10 protein-coding genes are annotated in these 19431 nt (G+C 68.7%); 8 read left to right on the forward strand and 2 right to left on the reverse strand.

Going from position 1 to position 19431, the window contains the following annotated elements:
* Nucleotides 1–390: 390 nt before the first annotated feature.
* Nucleotides 391–1032 (reverse strand): AAA family ATPase, encoded by a 642-nt coding sequence (locus AMK10_RS15245; RefSeq protein ID WP_073748320.1) that lies wholly within the window; start codon nucleotides 1030–1032, stop codon nucleotides 391–393.
* A 502-nt stretch (nucleotides 1033–1534) separates the two neighbouring features.
* On the opposite strand from AMK10_RS15245, the gene AMK10_RS15250 reads away from it, so the two are divergent.
* From AMK10_RS15250 to AMK10_RS15290, 7 genes are all read left to right on the forward strand, one after another.
* Entirely contained in the window at nucleotides 1535–3094 is a 1560-nt protein-coding gene (locus AMK10_RS15250) for an FG-GAP repeat domain-containing protein (protein ID WP_382565222.1), read from the forward strand.
* 349 nt (nucleotides 3095–3443) lie between these two features.
* On the forward strand, nucleotides 3444–4955 hold the full coding sequence (locus tag AMK10_RS15255; protein ID WP_241839551.1) for a VCBS repeat-containing protein: 1512 nt from the start codon (nucleotides 3444–3446) through the stop codon (nucleotides 4953–4955).
* A 23-nt stretch (nucleotides 4956–4978) separates the two neighbouring features.
* A complete protein-coding gene (locus tag AMK10_RS15260; RefSeq protein WP_073748321.1) occupies nucleotides 4979–8626 on the forward strand; it encodes a LamG domain-containing protein in 3648 nt (1215 codons plus the stop codon).
* Between the two features lie 86 nt (nucleotides 8627–8712).
* Nucleotides 8713–15669, forward strand: coding sequence for a polymorphic toxin-type HINT domain-containing protein (locus AMK10_RS15265; protein WP_158070874.1), 6957 nt, complete (start codon nucleotides 8713–8715; stop codon nucleotides 15667–15669).
* Nucleotides 15666–15968, forward strand: coding sequence for a hypothetical protein (locus tag AMK10_RS15275; protein WP_073748322.1), 303 nt, complete (start codon nucleotides 15666–15668; stop codon nucleotides 15966–15968). The genes AMK10_RS15265 and AMK10_RS15275 overlap by 4 nt, the downstream gene beginning before the upstream one ends.
* A 299-nt stretch (nucleotides 15969–16267) precedes the next feature.
* Nucleotides 16268–16678 carry a transposase gene (locus AMK10_RS36570; RefSeq protein ID WP_198959707.1) on the forward strand — a complete coding sequence of 137 codons (411 nt, stop codon included), beginning with the start codon at nucleotides 16268–16270 and terminating at the stop codon, nucleotides 16676–16678.
* A gap of 11 nt (nucleotides 16679–16689) precedes the next feature.
* Nucleotides 16690–17241, forward strand: a complete 552-nt coding sequence (locus AMK10_RS15290; protein WP_073748323.1) for a hypothetical protein — start codon at nucleotides 16690–16692, stop codon at nucleotides 17239–17241.
* Between the two features lie 307 nt (nucleotides 17242–17548).
* On the opposite strand, the gene AMK10_RS15295 is transcribed toward AMK10_RS15290, so the two are convergent.
* Entirely contained in the window at nucleotides 17549–18763 is a 1215-nt protein-coding gene (locus tag AMK10_RS15295; RefSeq protein ID WP_079180708.1) for a pyridoxal phosphate-dependent aminotransferase, read from the reverse strand.
* 211 nt (nucleotides 18764–18974) lie between these two features.
* Between AMK10_RS15295 and AMK10_RS15300 the strand changes: the two genes are divergently transcribed.
* On the forward strand, nucleotides 18975–19340 hold the full coding sequence (locus AMK10_RS15300) for an ArsR/SmtB family transcription factor (RefSeq protein WP_073748324.1): 366 nt from the start codon (nucleotides 18975–18977) through the stop codon (nucleotides 19338–19340).
* Nucleotides 19341–19431: the final 91 nt, after the last annotated feature.

Consider the following 19431-nt stretch of genomic DNA (forward strand, 5'->3'; position numbering starts at 1 on the left):
GGGGGTGAGAGACGGCGTCGGGGTGCGGATTTCGGCTGCTCTGTCGAATCGCTTCGACTTCAACGATCGATGAAGCTAACACCAAAGCGGTTCCTCGACAAGGCACATATGCGGCACAACGGAGCCTCTGGAAACAGGAGTTGAGCGCCCCGCCGTGGGTGCGCGACGAGGTGCTGGACTCGTGGCGGGACCCGGGTGAGAGTCTCGGTGTTCCCCTGCTCTTTCGAAGCGCTTCAACGCACGGCCGACCGGTGCGTCCGCATGGCGGCGGTCCGGCCCGGCAGGCGGTCGGGGGCGGGCGCGAGGACGCTGTTCCCGGTCGGCTTGCGGCCCGGCGGGGGAGGGTTCGCCTCGTCCGGCGGCGGCTCCTGAGTCCCCGACGCGCCGGTGTCAGGAGTCGTGGATCGGGTCGTCCGCGTCGGTGACGCCGTCGCTGGGGCCGGCGTCGGCGACGCTGCCGCTGGGGCCGAGGAGGTAGAGGCCCCTCGCGACGCCTTGGAGGACGCTGTCGGCGGTCGCCTCGGCGGTCAGATCGGTGGAGTCCAGGACGTGGGACTCGTAGACGCCCAGGTCGCTGAACTGGCTGTGCAGTGAGCGGATCGGGTCGGGGTCGGTCAGGGCGTCGCCGGTGCGGCCGGCCGCACGCTCCAGCGTGGTGCGCTGGTTCGGCCGGAGGACGACGTAGCTCAGCGGCACGGCCTGTTCCCCGGCCGTGGCGCGGAAGAGGTCGATGAACCAGGGGCCGACGATGCCGTCGCAGATCACCTGGTAGCCGCCCTCGGCGTAGCCGAACGCCGCGGAGACCAGCACCCGCAGGACCACTTGGTTCTGCTGGTGCGCTTCGGGCAGGTAGGGAGCGATCCGGCCCCGTTTGATGTAGTGCCAGAAGTCGTCGCTGTGCAGGTGGACGCCGGGCGTCAGGCGATCGGCCAGCAGCCGCGCCACGGTGCTCTTGCCGGCCCCGGGCGGCCCGGTCAGGACGATCACCTGGCCGCGACGGGGGGACGTCTGATCGATGGTCGGCGGTGTCATGCCGCCACCGTGCCACGTTCGCCCGGCACACCGCCCTCGACTTTTGCCTCCACGCGGATCGCCAGGCACCACTTGGGCCCCGAGATCCCCCCTCGCGCAGGGCTTCGGTGCGGGGTGGCCCCGCCCGCGACACGCGTTGCTGATCCGCCTTCTCGGCCAAGCCCTGAGCGGGATCGACCGCACGGTGTCGTGCCGATCCAGGCGGTGTCGCGAGTGTGGCGAAGCCGTGACCCTCGGGTGAATCGGCTGTGACGGAGTCGTGATTGTTGCCGATGAGTTGATGTCGGACATGTGTTCTTGTGCATTTCCTGTGACGCGTGGCAGAGTCCCGTGAACCTTCGTTGATCATGTGAACTGCCCCACCGGTCCCAAGGACTTCGTGACGTGCGGGACCTTGTCGCGGTGTGCAGCGCAGCAGGCCGGGCGGAGGTATCAGTCGGGAAAGCCGCGGACGTTCGACGAGCGCCGTGGCAGGGGGCCGGGGGGCTTGATGATGGTGCGCGTGGGCAGACGGAGCGGCCGCGTCGTGGCCGGTATGACACTGGTGGCAGCCTTCACGCTGCTCGGTCCAGGAGGTCTGCCGGTTCCGCACGCGGTGGCCGCCGCGGGCTGCGCCGGAGCCCAGCACGACTTCAACGGGGACGGGATCCGCGACACCGTCGTCGCCGACCCCGAGGCCACGGTCTCGGGCAAGGAGCGCGCCGGACGGATCCACATCGTCTACGGGGGCGGCAAGGGCACGTTCCTGCTGTCGCAGGACTCCCCGAACGTCTCGGACGGCGCGGAGACCGGCGACCGGTTCGGCTTCTCCTACGCCGTGTACGACGCCAACCTCGACGGCTGCAGCGACATCGCCGTGGGCATCCCGTTCGAGGACATCAACGTGGCGGAGGGCCCGGTCAAGGACGCGGGGCTCGTCCACCTCATCTACGGTTCGCCCACGGGCATCGCGTCCGGAGGACTCGGCACCATCGGCTTCCGGCAGGGAGCCGACGGCAAACTGGGCGGCGGCTACGAGGCCGAGGACTGGGTCGGATACGCCGTCGCCGCGGGCACGTCCGCCAGCGGCATCCCCTTCCTCGTCATCGGAGCGCCCGGCGAGGACGGAGCCGAGGGCAAGGACATGGGGATGTTCCATCATGTCTACGGCACCGGGTACGACGTGGCCCACGTCGCGCAGGACTCGGCGGGCGTCTGGGAGGACCCCGAGCCCAACGACCGCTTCGGCGCGTCGATCGCCGCCACGGACCGCCACTTCGTCGTCGGCGCGCCCGGTGAGTCCATCGCCACGACGTCCCAGAAGGTCGAGTTCGCCGGGGCCGTCCTCGCTTTCCGGCCCTCGATCAACACGGACGGCATCCCGGCCCCGCTCTTCGGCATGGGCCAGGGCCGCAGCGGCAGCGGTGACACCACCGCGCAGGCCGGAGACCAGTACGGCCTCTCGCTGGCGATGGCCCCCTACCGTCCCGCCGGGGCGACCGCGAACAACGACTCGCTCCTCGCGGTCGGCGTTCCCGGTGAGGACCTGGCCGCCACGGTCGACGCCGGAGCCGTCCACACGTACCACATCAAGGCGGACGGAACCCTCCAGCCCCTGAAGTGGATCGACCAGAACCAGCCCGACGTCGAAGGATCCGCCGAGGCGGGCGACTTCTTCGGACAGCGCCTCGCCGCGGCCAACACCGCCCCGGCCACCCCGGGCACCACGGCGACGATGCGCCTAGCCGTGGCAGCGCCCGGTGAGGAGCAGACCGAGGAGTACCCGGACGAGGGCGGCGTCCACATCATCCCGCTGCTCGGTGAGCCCGGGTCCGGTGACAGCTGGATCTCACCCGGCGACGGCGTCCCCGCTGTTCGCGCGCCCCGCATGCTCACCGGCACGGGCCTCGGTTCGAGCCCGGCGTCGCTGTACGTCGGCGTCCCCTACGGTCCCGCCGAGAACAGGGCCGTCCACGCGTTTCCCTGGAACACCCCGAACGGCGGCGCACCCACGCAGAGCTGGCGCCCCGGTGAAGGCGGCATCCCCGCCGACGCAGTTGCCTTCGGTGTCCAGCTGAGCTGATCCCGGGCGCGGGTGGGGTGCACGGCACAGGTGGTCGTGCACCCGCGCGACAGCGACCCCGGAATCGGCGCGGCGGTGAACTCCGCACGGCCGTGTGCCGCCCGCCCCGCCTTCCGCCGGCGCGTGTTCTCGCGCTGCTCGCACCCGCCACGCCCGCCACACCCATGAGCGCCGTCCGACGCCGAGACGCGAGACGGCTGTCATCACCATGCCCGAAGCCGTTTCGGGGACCTCCGGCCGACGACGAGCCGGAACGATCAGGGGAGGAACCATTTCCGTGACCAGTCCGACGCGCCCGCCGCGGCGCACGGCCAGAGCGAGAACAGCGCTCGCCGCAAGTACCGTGATCATGACCGCGTTCGCCCTGGGCTTCGGGCCGGGGGCACCCTTCACGGCACCCGCCACCGCCCTGGCCGCCGGCTGCTCGGGCGTGGATTCCGACTTCAACGGCGACGGCATCAGGGACACGGTGATCGCCGACCCCGAAGCGACGGTCAACAACCACCCGAGGGCCGGTCTGATCCACATCGTCTACGGCGGCGACAAGGGCAGCATGCAGCTCTCCCAGGAGACCGCGAACATTCCCGGGGGTGCCGAGCCCGACGACCAGTTCGGCTTCTCGTTCGCCGTCTACGACGCGGACGCCGACGGCTGCAGCGACATCGCCGTCGGCATCCCGTACGAGGACCTCGCCGCGGACGACCTCACGATCCGCGACGCGGGTCTGGTCCAGATCGTGTACGGCTCGGCGGCCGGACCCGGCGGTGGGAAGGCTGTCAAGGAGCACTCCCAGGGCCCGACCGCGACGCTCGGCGGAGGCAGGGAGACGGGCGACTGGCTCGGCTACGCCCTGGCCGGCGGAAAGACCGCGGCGGGAACCTCGTACCTGCTGATCGGCGCCCCCGGCGAAGCGCTGGGGACGGTCGAGGACGCCGGCGTCTTCTACTACCTCTCCGCCGACCCGGCGACAGCCGTCGGCGTCAACCAGGACACCACCACTGCCGGGCCTGTGCCGGGAGAGATGGAACTGGACGACCGGTTCGGCTCCTCGTTCGCAGCCACCCCGACCCACTTCGCCGTGGGAACGCCCGGGGAGGCGATAGGCACCGTGCCGTTCGCCGGAGGCGTCGCGGTCTTCAGCCACACCCTCGTCTCCGGCCTCCCCAAGCCCCTGGTGGGCCTGGCGCAGGACCAGGACGTCATCCAGGGTGCCGAGGAGGCGGGCGACGCCTTCGGCACCGCGCTCGCCATGGTCCCGTACCGGCCCTCGGGTGCCACCTCGACGACCGAGGTCCTCCTCGCCGTCGGCGTCCCGGGCGAGGACCTGTCCACCACGGTCGACGCGGGCGCCGTCCAGGTCTTCCGCATCACGGCCACCGGGACCTTCACACAGGTCTACTGGCTCGACCAGAACACGGCGGACGCCGAGGAGCAGACCGAGGCCGGGGACTTCTTCGGACAGCGGCTCGCCGCGGTCAACACCGCCCCCAACAGCACCGCTTCGGCCACCACCGTCCGGCTCGCGGTCGGTGTGCCGGGCGAGGAGTCCTCCGAGGAACACATGGAGAAGGGCGGAGTGCAGATCTTCCCGCTCGTCGGCGCGGCCGGCGCCTCCGACACCTGGATCGACCCGGGCTGGGGCATCCCGGGAGAGCCCGCCCCCCGCCAGCTCGCCGGAATGAGCCTGGGCGCCACCCCGTCCGCCCTGTACGTGGGCATGCCCTACGGGCCCGCCGCGGGCCACGCCGTCCACTCCTTCAGCTGGAACGTGGCGTCGGGCGGCGCACCCACCCACACCTTCAAGCCCGGTGAGGGCGGCATCCCCACGGGCGACGTCGCGTTCGGAGCCGTGGCCCGTTGACGAACGACCTGGAGAACAGACGCATGTCCAGACGCATACGACGCGGCCCGGTGCTGCGCGGCGCGCTCGCCGCCGTGGTGGCGGGTGCGGTGATGACCGGCGTCCTCAGCGCCCAGTCGGAGGGCACCGCCCCCGGCGAAGCCCCCGAGCCGTCGATGGCCGCCGCCGGCAAGCCGGTGCAGACCGAGGCCGAAGCGATGACCGTCGCGAAGAAGAGCGGCCAGAAGGTCGAGATCCTCGGCATGCGCACGTCGCGCCGGGAGATCTACGCCGAGCCGAACGGCACCTTCACGGCCCGCGAGTACACCGACCCCGTCCGGACCTTCCAGGAAGGTACGTGGGTCGACATCGACCGGACCCTCGTACGGCACGCCGACGGAACGGTCACGCCGAAGGCAGCGGCGGTCGCCCTGTCCTTCTCCGACGGCACGGCCGGCAAGCCGTTCGTCACCATGAACCAGGCGGGCCGCGAGATGGCCCTGACCTGGCCGTACGGGAAGCTTCCCGCACCCGCGCTCGACGGGGACACGGCCACGTACAAGGACGCCCTGCCCGGCGTCGACCTCACGGTGCGCGCCGAGGCGGACGGCTTCGGCCACCTCCTGGTGGTCAAGACCCCCGAGGCCGCGGCCGACCCGAGGCTGGCCCGGCTCGACCTGGGCCTGAAGACCGACGGCCTCAAGGTCACGGAGGACGCGTCCGGCGCCATCAAGGCCGAGGACGCGGCCGTCGGCGGAACCGTCTTCGAAGCGGGCAAGCCCGTGATGTGGGACTCGGCCGCGGTGAAGGAGGCGGCAGCCAGGACCCAGGGCCCCAAGGCCGTGTCGAAGGCGCTCGCAGCCGCGGCCGCCGATGCCGCACCCGCCCCGGCGGTCGTACCTCAGGCGGCCCTCGCCGGCCCCGGCGGCGGTGGCCGGACCTCGCCGCTGGGCGTCGAGGTGGGCAAGGGCAAGCTGTCCCTCGTCCCCGACCAGAAGCTGCTCCAGGGCGACGACACCGTCTTCCCGGTCGTCATCGACCCGATCCAGCGCACCACTTCGCGCAGCGCGTGGACCGGCGTGATGTCCGGCATGCCGGGCGAGCAGGACTGGAAGTACTCCGGCAGCGCGGGCGTCGGCAAGTGCCCCACCGACTACAGCCCGGTGTCCTGCAACGGTGTGGGGGTGCGCCGGACCCTGTTCACGATGCCCCTGTCGTTCTACAAGGGCAAGCAGATCCTCGGCGCGACGTTCTCCGCACGCGTCGAGCACATCTACAGCGCCTCGCCGACCGCCGAGCCGATCCGGCTCTACCGCATCGGCGGCAAGAACTACAGCATCACCTCCTCGTCCAGCTGGTCCAACACCTCGGACGACTGGACGGACCACATCGGCACCGTCGACAAGGCCATCTCGCCCACGAGCTGTTCCAGCCAGGCCAACCTGCACTTCGAGTCGGGCGCCACCGGCGAGCTGACCAGCGAGATCAAGACCGCGGCGGCCGAGGGCTGGTCGTCCATGACGCTGGGCCTGCGGGCCGCCGACGAGTCCCGCCTCCCGGAGTGGAAGCGGGTCTGCGGCAACGCCTACCTGTCGATCAGCTACAACAACCTGCCGCGCAAGATCACGACGCTCTCGCAGAACCCGGGCGGCATCTGCACCAGCGGCGCCGGCCGTCCGTACTCCGAGGTGCCGCCGCAGCTGCAGGCCGTGGCGAGCGACCCCGACCACGGGAACGGCCTGACCGACAAGGTCAAGGTCGAGTTCAAGGTGGACTGGACGGACCCGGTCACCAAGGAGGCCAAGACCTACTCCTACCTCACCCCGTCCTGGCTGGCACCCACGTCCGGCACCAAGTTCACCCACACGGTGAAGTCGACCATCCCGCAGAACACCGTCATCTACTGGAGCGCGCGCGCCTACGACGGTGACGGATACGGCCCCTGGAGCTACGACGGGGACACCGTGCGCTGCGAGTTCATGTACGACAAGACGCTGCCGGGCAAGCCGAACGTGCTGTCCAAGGAGTACCCGTCGGACACCGTGTACCACGACGGCGTCGGCACCTACGGCTCCTTCACCTTCGCACCCAACCCCAATGACTCGGTGCCCGACACCGACGTCGTGAAGTACCGGTACGCGTTCGACGGCACCGCCACTCCGGCCACCACGGTCAACGCCGCCGCACCCGGCGGATCCGCCACTGTGAACTGGATGCCCACCCGCTCCGGACGCCACTGGGTCGACGTCATCGCAGTCGACAAGGCGGAGAACCCGAGCACCAAGGCGCACTACGAGTTCCTGGTGACCGAGGGCACCCCCGTCGCCGCCCAGTGGAACCTCGCCGACGAACCGTCGAGCTCGGAAGCCCACGACGAGACCGGGACGTTCTCCGCCACCACGGGCACCGGCGTCACCTTCGGCGTGGAGGGCCCCGGCGGCAAGGCCGACTCGGCCGCCCGCTTCGACGGCACCGGCGCCGCGTACGCCGACGTCAACGAAACGGTGCTGGACTCCTCGGAGAGCTTCAGCGTCAGCGCCTGGGTCCGCCCGAACGGCACCCCCACGCGCGACATGGCGGTCGTCAGCCAGGACGGCACCGGCGAGCCCGGATTCACCCTCGGCTACGACCATGTGGCGGGCACCTGGGCGTTCTCCGTCCCGGTGACCGACGTCGACACCCTCGGCGAGTGGAAGGCCGTCGCCACCGGCGTCAGCGTGGTCCCCGACCAGTGGGTGCTGCTGACCGGCGTCTACGACGCGGCCAAGTCCGAGCTGCGCCTCTACATCAACAAGGACAGCAAGGGCACCGCATCCCGCCGCTCGCTGTGGAAGTCGTACGGGCCGCTGCAGATCGGCCGGTCCACGGCCAAGAGCGGCTACCGGGACAACTTCTCCGGTGACCTCGCCGAGGTCCGTGTCTTCGACCGCGTCCTGCCCGCCGCCCAGGTGGCGGAGATGATGACGGTCAAGCCGACCCGCATGAACTACTGGCAGCTCGACGCGGCGACCGCGGGCGCCTCCGCGGACACGGGCACCGGTCAGAAGCTGACCCTCGCGGGCAACGCCTCGATCTACAACGCGCCTACGGACGACCCGTACTTCGAGGGCCCGTTCCCGATGGTCGGCGCGGGTCACCTGGTGCTCGACGGTGACGGGGACTACGCGTCCACGGCCACCGCGCCCGTCACCGGCGCAGCCAGCTTCACCGCGACGGCCCGCGTACAGCTCACCTCCCTCGACGCGACCGAGCCGCAGACTGTGCTGTCCCTGCCGGGCCAGGCCGCCAACCGCCTCGCGGTCCGCTACCGGCCCGCCGCCGACGCGGAATCATTCTCGACGTGGGAACTGGCGGTCGCGGAGTCCGACTCGGCGACGGCACCGGTGAAGACCTTCACCGACGACCAGACGCTCCCGGACGTCGACATGGCCGGGCAGCACCTCGCCGTGGTCTACGACGCGTTCGCCAACGAGATCCGGCTGTACGTGGCCGGACAGCTGGCCGACATCGCGCACGGCACCGACGACACCCTCTGGGGCGCCACCGGCGCTCTGCAGGTGGGCCGGTCGGCCCTCGGCGGCGGCAGCGAGTACTTCGCGGGCGCCATCGACGAGGTGCGCGTCTACAGCGGGGCCGCGGACATGACCGCGATCCGGCAGATGGCCAACGGGACACCGCTCCCGAACATGTGATCCCCCGGGCGGGTGTGCCGGTTCCCAGCGGAACCGGCACACCCGCCCGTTTCAGTCCCATCCCTCACTACGTGCGGAGACACGTGATGGCATTCAGAGGCCGGTTGATGAACCGGCGCCTGCCCGGGCGGTTGCTTACGGCGACCGTCCTGGGCATCACCCTCGCCCTGACCGGCAGCGCAGTCCAGGCCGCGTCGCCGGCGCCGGGGCAGGAGGGGCGCGGCAGACCCGGTGTCCAGGACTTCGGCGACCCCGCGGAGGGCAAGAACGCACAGGCGAAGAAGCGCCCGGCGGACGAGGCGCGGAAGGCCGCCGTCAAGCGACTGGACAAGGCTGTCTGGCCTGCGGGCGGCAGCGCGAAGGTCGCCGTAGCCACCACGAGCCCCGTCGAGGAGAACGTCGGCGGGCTGCCCGTCGCCGTCACCGCGGTCACGCCCGAGGCGACGAAGACGTCCAAGGGAGCGAAGGCGTCGAAGATTCCGGCCCCGTCGGCCGGTCCGGCTGAGGTCGAGGTCGCCGTCCTGCCCGCGAAGCGGGCGGCTGCCATCGGCGCCGGCGCGCTGATGCGCGTCGAGCGCACGGACGCGGCGGCGAAGGGCGCGAAGGTCCGCCTCTCCGTGGACTACTCGAAGTTCGCCGACGCCTACGGCGGCGACTACGCGGCCCGCCTGCAGCTCGTCCAGCTCCCCGCCTGTGCGGCCGTCGCGACCCCCGGCAGCAAGGCGTGCCCGGAGCAGGCCAAGCCCCTCGCCACGGTGAACAGTGCCGAGGACCGCACCGTCTCGGCCGACGTCCAGGCCGCCGCGGCACCCGCCGCCATGACGGCGAAGGCCACTGCGAGCGCGGCACCGCTCGTCGCCCTCGCCGCGGGCCCGTCCTCCGCCCAGGGCAGCTACAAGGCGACCGCGCTCGCCCCGTCCGCGAGCTGGAGCGTCGCCAACTCGTCCGGCGGCTTCAGCTGGAGCTATCCGCTGCGTACGGTCCCCACACCGGGCGGGCAGACGCCCAGCATCGGTCTCGGCTACTCCTCGCAGTCCGCCGACGGCCGCACCTCGGTGACCAACAACCAGGGCTCCTGGGTCGGCGAGGGCTTCTCGTACGACCCCGGTTACATCGAGCGCCGCTACAAGCCGTGCTCCGACGACGGGCACTCCACCTCCGGTGAGCAGTGCTGGGCCTTCGACAACGCCACGATCATGCTCAACGGCAGCTCGTCCGAGCTCATCAAGGACGACACGACCGGCGACTGGAAGTTCTCGTCCGACGACGGCGCCAAGGTCGAGAGGCTGACCGGTGCCACGAACGGCGACAACGACGGCGAGCACTGGAAGGTCACCACTGCCGACGGCACGGAGTACTGGTTCGGGCTGAACCGTCTGCCGGGCTGGACCGACGGCAAGGAGACCACGGACTCCACCTGGACCGTGCCCGTCTTCGGCGACGACTCCGGCGAGCCCTGCTACAACGCCACGTTCACCAGCGCCCACTGCAAGCAGGCCTGGCGCTGGAGCCTGGACCACGTCAAGGACACCCACGGCAACGTGATGTCCTACTTCTACGCACCCGAGACGAACTACTACGCCCTCAACGGCAAGACGGACGTCAACGGCACCGCGTACCACCGCGGCGGATACCTGAAGCGGGTCGACTACGGTCAGCGCGACGGCCAGGTCTACGCGGCCAAGGCACCCGCCCGCGTCGTGTTCGACGTGGCCGAACGCTGTCTGCCCACAGCGGACTTCGACTGCGCGGAGTCCAAGCGGACCAAGGCCAACGCCGCTCACTGGCCGGACACCCCGGTCGACCAGGAGTGCAAGGCGGCCACCAAGTGCACCGTGGGCCAGACGTTCTGGACCACGAAGCGCTTGACCGGTATCACCACCCAGATGCGCAAGAGCGCCACCGAGTACCAGGACGTGGACGCGTGGACCTTCACCCACCTGTTCACCGACAACGGTGACGACTCCAAGACCCTCTGGCTGTCGAAGATCGACCACGAGGGCCGGGTCGGCACGGCGGCGAAGCTGCCGACGCTCGAACTCTACGGCGAGCAGCTCGTCAACCGAGTCGATGCCATCGGCGACAACATCGCCCCCTTCCACCGCTTCCGCCTCGCCGCAGTCCTGAGCGAGACGGGCGCCCAGCTGGACGTCAACTACGCAGCGACGGACTGCACCAAGGCGTCTCTGCCCAAGCCGGGTGAGTCGACCAAGCGCTGCTACCCGGTGAAGTGGGCCCCGCCCGGCACCGTCGAACCGATCACGGACTGGTTCCACAAGTACGTCGTCGCCGAGATCGTCGAGACCGACCGCACGGGCGGCGGCGACAGCCTCGTCACCCGCTACGACTACCAGGGCGACGCGGCCTGGCGTAAGGCGGAGCCCGACGGCATCACGGAGGACAAGTACCTCACGTGGGGCGGCTGGCAGGGCTACGCCAAGGTCAAGGTCACCAGCGGCAGCGCCGACAAGCAGACCTCGCGGATCGACTACACGTATCTGCAGGGCATGGACGGAGACAAGGACCCGGACGGCGGAACCCGTTCGGTGAAGGTCAAGGACTCCACGGGTGTCGAGTACACCTCCTCGAAGGAGTTCACCGGCCACCAGCTGGAGGCACACACCTACGACGGGACGAAGCTCGTCTCCAAGGTGATCAGCGAGCCGTGGAAGCACTACACGGCGACCCAGACCCGCGACTGGGGCACCTCGCACTCCGTGCTCGTCCGGTCCGACACGGAACGCGGCTACAGCCTGCTGTCCGACGGAACCTGGCGCGCGACGAAGAGCTCGATCAAGTACGACACGAGCAACGGCACGGGCCGGGTCATCGAGGTCGAGGACCAGGGTGACGTCTCCACCGCGGTCGACGACACCTGCACCCGCACCTGGTACACCGACAACACGGCCGCCAACCTCCTCAATCTGCCCTCGCGCAGCGAGGCCGTGGGTGTGAAGTGCTCCGTCACCCCGGACCGCAGGACCCAGGTCCACGCGGACGAGCGCACGTCCTACGACAACAAGGCCTTCGGCGCGGCACCCACCAAGGGCGACGCGACGACGACCGAGCGTCTGACCTCGCACAACGGCACCACCGGTACGTATCAGGTCACCGGCACGACGACGTATGACGCCTTCGGCCGCCCGCTGTCCCAGAAGGACGCGAGCCTGGCGGAGACGAAGACCGCGTACACGGACGTCAACGGCCTCATCTCGCAGACCAAGAGCACCAACGCGCTGAACCACGTCACGACCACCGACTACGCGCCCGCCTGGGGCATGTCGGCCGGTCAGACCGACCCGAACGGCAAGCGCACCGACCTGGCCTACGACGGCCTGGGCCGCCTGACCTCGGTCTGGCTCCCGGACCGGGTGAAGACCCAGACCCCGAGCATCAAGTACTCGTACAACGTCCGCCGCGACAAGGTCGTCGCGATCAAGACGGAGAAGATCGAGAACGACGGCTCGTATGGCGCGGAGTACCAGCTCTACGACGGACTGCTGAGACCGCGGCAGTTGCAGACCGAGGGCCCCGGCGGCACACGCATGGTCGCCGACTCCTTCTACGACGGCACCGGCAAGGTGAAGAAGACCAACGCCACGTACAACGCCGCCGGCGCCGCGTCGGACGAGCTGCTGATCGTCCACAACGGCGAGGTCGGCCAGCAGAGCGTGATGGAGTACGACGGTCTGGGCCGTGCCACCGCGCAGATCATGGCGGTCTCCGGCGTCGAGCAGTGGCGCACCACGAACACGTACGACGGTGAGCGCACGACGGTCGACCCGCCCAAGGGCGGCGTACCCACGACGACCATCACGGACTTCGCGGGCAACACGAAGGAGATCTGGCACTACCGCGGCGACTCCCCGAACCCGCTGTCCGGCTACGACGTCACCAAGTACACGTACACCCCGAAGAACGAGCTCCAGACGGTCACCGACGCCAAGAACAACGTGTGGCGTTACGAGTACGACCAGTTGGGCCGGAAGACGAAGAGTGTGGACCCCGACGCGGGGACGACGACCACCACGTACGACCCGCTCGACCACGTCGTGTCGTCCACCGACGACCGGAACAAGACGGTGTCCACCGTCTACGACAAGCTCGGACGTACGCTCACCACGTGGCAGGGCGAACCCACCACGGGTGTCCGGCTCACGGAGAGCCGGTACGACAAGGCGGGTCTCCTGGGTCAGGAATGGGCCAGGATCAGCTACATCTCGCCCACGGAGTCCTTCGGCACCGTCGTCCAGACCATGGACGACTTCTACCGTCCGCTGAAGACCAACTACGTGGTGCCGGCTTCGCAGGGAGCGCTCGCCGGAACGTACAGTTTCACGTCGGCGTACAACCGTGACGGCACCCTGCAGTCCACCGGTGTACCCGCTGCGGGCGACCTCGCCGAGGAGGTGCTGGTCAGCGGCTACGACGAACTTCAGCGCCCGACGACACTCACGGGTTCCACGTCGTACGTCACCGACACCGTCTACTCCGAACTCGGCCACGTCCAGCAACTGGAGCTGTCCACCGGCAGTGGCAAGAAGGTCTGGCAGACCTTCGACTACGAGACGGGCACGGACCGTCTCACGCGGTCGGTGGTCGACGTCAACGGGGCGACCGCTCCCGCCAAGGAGTCGAACTACTCCTACGACCAGGCCGGCAACGTCCTGTCCATCTCGGACACCGCGAACTCGGCCAAGCCTGATGTGCAGTGCTTCGCCTACGACGCGCGAAAGCGTCTGGCCGACGCATGGAGCCCGGCGTCCACCGCGGCTGACGCCGGGGGCAACGGAACCACCGGATCGGTGGCACCGGTCGAGGGCTCGGGGCCGAAGGCATGCCAGGCCGCTCCGGGTGCCAGTCCTCTGGGGGGCCCGTCTCCGTACTGGAAGTCGTACGTCACGGACGCCATCGGCAACCGGACGTCCGACACGGTGCACGACACAGCGCTGGACACGACCAAGAACATCACCCGTAGCTATACCTACGGAGAAGCCGGAGCCCTCGGCGACGGCCCGCACCAGGTCACCAAGGTGGTCGAGAAGACCCCGACCGGTGATCGTCAGTCGTCCTACGAGTACGACGCCATCGGTAACACCACCAAGCGCACCATAGGCGGCGACGCCCAGGTCCTGCAGTGGACCGACACCGGGCAGCTCGCCAAGGCGAAGGAGGCCGACGGCTCCGAAACGACCTACCTGTACGACAGTGCGGGAAACCGGGTCCAGCGCAAGGCTCCGTCGGGCACGACGGTGTACCTGCCGGGAATGGAGCTTCAGCTCTCCGCTGACGGGACCAAGACGGAAGCCACCCGCTACTACTCCCAGGCCGGTCAGACGGTCGCGGTGCGCACCAACGACAACAAGGTGTCGTTCCTCGCATCCGATCACCACGGCACGGGTGAACTCGCCGTCGACGCGGCGAGCGGTGCGGTCTCACAACGCCGGTTCGACCCCTTCGGCGTCGAGCGCGGCGAAGCAACAGGCACATGGCCCGGCGAGAAGGGTTTCGTCGGAGGCACGATCGATGCCTCGACCGGCCTGACCCACTTGGGCGCGCGTGAGTACGACGCCTCGATAGGCAAGTTCATCTCCGTCGACCCGGTCATCGATTACACCCAGCCACAGCAGATCAACGGGTATGCCTACGCCAACAACACTCCGGTCACCCACGCCGACCCGAGCGGCATGGCCATTCCCGAGTGCCTGCAAGGACTGATCGAGTGCCAGGGCGGCCTGCCCGTCAGTAAGCCGGGCTCCACGTTCAACGAGGAAAAGGCCGTCGACCAGGCCTCCAGCGCACTCGCCGGTGCTCAGGGGCAGCAGTCCGCGGCAAAACAGCGCATCAAGTCCTCGGCCAAGGCCCTGGTCAAGATCGCCCGGGACATCCTCGGGGTCGACGCGGCACTCGACTGCGTCTCCAGCGGAGACATGGGCGCTTGCGGGGAGACCCTGCTCAACATCGCGGGCAGCTTCGCCGGCGGACTCGCAGGCAAGATCGTCGCCAAGTACGGCGCACCGTGGAACTGGGCCAAGGGCGCGAAGCTCGCCAAGCGCGTGGTCGGTCTCGTGGGTGACCTCGTCGGCGGGGTCAAGGACCTCTGGAAGAGCAGCAAAGCCGTCGGCAAGGCGCAGGACGGGCTGGCCAAGGCGAAGGATGCCTTGGCGGCTGCCAAGAAGAAGGCCGCTTCCCGGAAGAAAACCGAGGGCGACAGCTGTCTGACGGAGGAGAACCACAGCTTCCTGCCAGGCACGAAGGTGCTGCTCGCCGACGGCACCAGCAAGGCGATAGAGGCCGTCGAGCTCGGTGACGCGATTACCGTGACCGACCCCGAGACCGGGGAGACGACCGTCCGTCAGGTCGTCGGCACGATCGTGACAGAGGACGACAAGCACTTCGTCGATCTCACGATCCTGGGCGGTACGGGCTCCCCGGAGTCGTTGGTCTCGACCACGACCCACCCGTTCTGGGTGGTCTCCGAGAGCAAGTGGGTCGACGCGGGCGAGCTGCGCCCGGGTATGACGCTGCGTACGGCGGACGGCAGCACCGTCACGCTCCAGGCGACCCGCTCGTTCGAGGAGCGTCAGCGGACGCACGACCTGACGGTCGAAGGAATCCACACCTACTACGTGCTGGCTGACACCACGTCGCTCCTCGTACACAACTGCAACACCGTGTACCGGAACCTTCGGCCGGACGAGGATCCTTCGAAGGGCCTCGTCGCGAAGAACCCCGACGCGACCTATACGCCGGCGGGCCACGTCATTCACGGCAGCAAGCCGAACTGGAGGTCGCAGTTCATCTCGACGACGCGCAGTCGCGAGGTTGCGACGGAGTCCCAGTGGGCCGGACCGCGAACGGTGGCGATCGACCTCAGTAAACTCGACAGCAGCCAGATCTTCGACATCTCCGATGATGCCGGTCGGGCACTGCACAACATCAGGGGCTTCACCGCCATCAACAGGACCAAGTCCTCAAGAGAAGTCCTCATCACCGGAGTCATACCTCCGGAAGCAATCACCTGGGTCAAGGGAGGTCCATGATGACGGCTGATTCGCTGGCCGGAATGGCTGAGGCGTGGACGGCGTTCGACGAGGCTCTGAGGGACGGGCGAGGAGTCGATCAGAACGCCTACGCCGCCCTGAAGGAGACCCTTCGTCTCTGCGCACAGGAGTGGGAGGCTCTGGACGCGATCCCGCGACTGGCCGCCAACATCCTGGTCGACATCTTCGCAGCCACCGAGGCCAACGCGGCCCTCTACCAGGGGGCGGAAGCCGATCAGGCGATGGAGGCCGCGTACGAGCTCCACGATCTCGCCGGTGCGTGCGTAGCGCTCCGGTGACAGGCCCCTCGGCCGCGTGGTGACGCCGGACGGCCGCGTGCCGAGCACACCCTGCAAGGAGGCAGCCGAGTTCCCGCCCCCCGGCGGGGGAAGGCCGTTCTCGTTCTCGAGTCGCTCGGCTCTGTCGGATCCGTTGGTGGTCGAGGCGTAGCAGAGATGCCGCCGCACCCCTTGTCCGAACCGCTCGTGAGCGGGTCGGACAAGGGGCGGCGGCATCGTCGTATCAGATGTCCCGGAACTCATGCAAAGGGCTTCTGACCTGGGCAAATGACCCATCTTCTTGGTTTGATCGTTAGTGTTTGGGTGTGACGATCGTGGAGCTTCTAGTCCCTGACGGGTTGTGGGAGCTGTTTGAGCGGGCCGTGCCAGCGGCGCCGGTACGACCCCAAGGTGGCGGTAGGCGACGGTGCGGCGACCGGAACGTGCTGGCCGCGATCTTGTTCGTGGCGACCTCCGGCTGTACGTGGAGGCAGACGCCGGAAGCATTCGGACCATGTATCGCGCCTCGCATGGCGCGCAAGGGCGTCGACTTCCCTGCCAGGCCCGGCCGACACCGCTGGACCGTCGAACGGACGGTGAGCCGGCTCGGCGGCATCCGCAGACTCCACCGCCGCTACGAACGCAAGGCCGACCACTTCCTGGCCTTCGCGGGCATCGCGGCAATCCGCATCTGCTGCGGCCGCCTGACCAGGGAGCGCGTTGCTCGCTAGCATCGGCCCTCATGATCGCAGTGGTCGTCACCATCGGGCTGGCGTTCGTCGGCTATGTCGTCACCTACCTCAACGGCATGCGTCTGTCGCAGCGTCAAGAACGCCTCGCTCGCGTAAATCGCCAGCTCAGCGACTTCTACGGGCCCCTGTTCGCCCTCACGGAAGCCAACAGTCGCACGTTCAGCGCGTTCGTGGAACGGCACGCTCGCCCGGGCGGAAGGTCGCCGTTCGCTCATGAGACCCCACCCACTCCTGAAGAGCTCACCGAGTGGCGGTTGTGGGTCACTACCGTCTTTCTTCCGAACATCCAGGCCATGCGCGACCTGGTCATCAAACACGCGGACCTGCTGAAAGAACCAGAGATGCCGCCGCTTCTGCTCCTGCTGTGCGCGCATGTGTCGGGCTATGAGATCACAGCCGCCCGGTGGGCCCAGGGAAACCACGACCAGCATCTCTCGGTGGTGTCGTTCCCCAGCGAGGAGCTCGCCGTCTACGCGCGACAGGGATTCTCCGCGCTGAAGAAGGAACAGGCCCGCCTGTTGGGGCGCCGGCAGGCAACCTGACCAATTACAACGACGTCTTGGTACGGTGCTGCAGGATGCGCGGAGGCCAGGCCCTGCGACCACCAGACGTGCTGTGCCGACGGGTCGGCACAGGGGCACCGCCTCTCCGGAGCCTGAAAGATGCCAGGCATTCCGGAACCCGTCCGCTGGCTCCCTGACCACATCTGTCATCACACGCTGCGCTACCACAGCCGGCCCGCCCTCGGTCGCATTCACACCGTTGCTTGCAAGTGCGCGCCGGGATGAAGGCACTGGGCACTTCCGCCCGCGCCATAGTGGGAGGCCATTCTCTTCAGATACATGCTCGTCACGTCGTAAGGCTGGCGACAAAGGTGCTGATGCGGCGGAGTCCGTCGGCGAGCCGATCGGGCGGAACGGTGTAGGAGATGCGTACGTGGTCGGGGGCGGCGAAGTCGGCGCCGGGCACGACGGCCACCTGTGCTTCGGAGAGGAGGAGTCCGGCGAACTCCGCGGCTGAGGAGATGGTGTGAGTGCTGGAACGGAGACCGTAGGTCTTGGACACGTCTACGAAGACGAAGAAGGCGCCCTGCGCCTCGCCGTCCACCTGCACGCCCGGCACGTCACTCAGAGCTTTGAGGACCGTCTTGCGGCGCTCGTCGAGGGCGGTTCTGCGGCTGTTCAGCTCCTGTGCCAGGTCTGCGGTGAGCGCTCCGTGGGCAGCGCGCTGGGAGACCGATGAGGGTGCGGACGCGGTGTGGCTCTGGACGGCGGCCACGGCTCGGGAGACGCCCGCGGGTGCGGCGACCCATCCAATGCGCCACCCCGTCATGGCGAATGTCTTGGACATGCCACCGACAGTGAGCGTGCGGGCTGCGATGTCCGGTCCGAGAGCTGCCACGCTCGTGAACGTCGTTTCGTAGACCCAGTGGTCACAGATTTCGTCGCTGATGATGATCAGGTCGCGTTCTGCGGCGACGGTGGCGAGAGCGGTGAGTTCCTCGCGCGTGTAGACCACTCCCGAGGGATTGGCGGGGCTGTTGAGGAGCAGAACGCGGGTCTGCGGGGTGATGGCCCGGCGCACTTGCTCGGGCGTGATCTTCAGGGAGCCGCCGGGTGCGGGGCGCACCTCAACCGGTACGCCGCCGGCGAGCGTGACCATGTGGGGGTAGCTGACCCAGTACGGGGCCGGGATCAGTACTTCGTCGCCGGTCTCAAGCAGGACCGTGAACGCGTAGTGCAGTGCTTGCTTGGCGCCGGCGGTGATCACCACGTGATCTGCCGTGTACGTGGTGCCGTGGCGGTTCAGGTAGGTGGCGACCGAAGAGCGCAACTGGGGGATTCCCGCGGCCGGTGTGTAGCGGGTGAAGTCCTCGCCAATGGCCGCGATGGCGGCGAGAGCGGCAGGCTCCACAGTCGCGAAGGCGGGCTCGCCGCTGGTGAGGTTGATGACATCCACACCGTCGGCGATGAGTTGCTTGGCGCGTGCGTCCAGTGCGGCGGTCGCGGATGCCGGCAGATGGGCTGCTCGAGCGGCCAGGCGGATCGGCTCTGCGGATGTCATGGTTGCTCCTCGGAGGGCTGTCTTGTGGGTGATGCGGTGAATGCGGTGAACGCGAGAAGCGAGCTCGGGCGGACGGTGGCGCAACCGGGAATCCCATAGGTGAGCGTCGATAGATCAAGTGTGCCGCAACTCATTGATGGACGTCAATGGATGATGTCGGGTGGAGGATGCCGCTGGACGTGCGGGGCCCTGAGCCGTCAGATTGATATGCATGATCGAGGAGCAGCCATCCGAGCCGGTGTGCAGTCCGGACTCTTGTAGACCAGTCATGACCCCTGAGAAGGCCCTGGATCTCGCAGGGATGTTCAAGGCGCTGGCGGACCCCGTGCGGCTGCGTATTGCCAGCATCGTCGCGTGTTGCCCGGCGGGGGAGATCTGTATGGGGGACATCGCGGCGGAGTTCAACGTGAGCGGTCCGACGGTCAGCCACCATCTCAGGAAGCTGCGTGAGGCCGGCCTGCTGGTGAGCGAACGGCGCGCCACGGAGGTGTACTACCGACTCACCCCCGAGCGTCTTGGTGCTGCTTTCGGGGAGTTGACCTTGCTGGGTATCGCCAAGGGGGACGGTCGGTCCTGACGGGTGGTCCCGCGCATGGCTGCGGCCCGCCCCTGGAGAGGGGTGGGCCGTTGCCGTCAGTGCGTTGTTGATCTCATCCCGGGCGAGCCTG

Source organism: Streptomyces sp. CB02058 (assembly GCF_001905505.1).
GTDB lineage: Bacteria > Actinomycetota > Actinomycetes > Streptomycetales > Streptomycetaceae > Streptomyces.

Bases quoted from the DNA above. Each gene is read 5' to 3' on its own strand.
- AMK10_RS15245 (WP_073748320.1), bottom strand. From the start codon at position 1,032: ATGACACCGCCGACCATCGATCAGACGTCCCCCCGTCGCGGCCAGGTG.
- AMK10_RS15255 (WP_241839551.1), top strand. From the start codon at position 3,444: ATGACCGCGTTCGCCCTGGGCTTCGGGCCGGGGGCACCCTTCACGGCA.
- AMK10_RS15260 (WP_073748321.1), top strand. From the start codon at position 4,979: ATGTCCAGACGCATACGACGCGGCCCGGTGCTGCGCGGCGCGCTCGCC.
- AMK10_RS15265 (WP_158070874.1), top strand. From the start codon at position 8,713: ATGGCATTCAGAGGCCGGTTGATGAACCGGCGCCTGCCCGGGCGGTTG.
- AMK10_RS15275 (WP_073748322.1), top strand. From the start codon at position 15,666: ATGATGACGGCTGATTCGCTGGCCGGAATGGCTGAGGCGTGGACGGCG.
- AMK10_RS15290 (WP_073748323.1), top strand. From the start codon at position 16,690: ATGATCGCAGTGGTCGTCACCATCGGGCTGGCGTTCGTCGGCTATGTC.
- AMK10_RS15295 (WP_079180708.1), bottom strand. From the start codon at position 18,763: ATGACATCCGCAGAGCCGATCCGCCTGGCCGCTCGAGCAGCCCATCTG.
- AMK10_RS15300 (WP_073748324.1), top strand. From the start codon at position 18,975: ATGATCGAGGAGCAGCCATCCGAGCCGGTGTGCAGTCCGGACTCTTGT.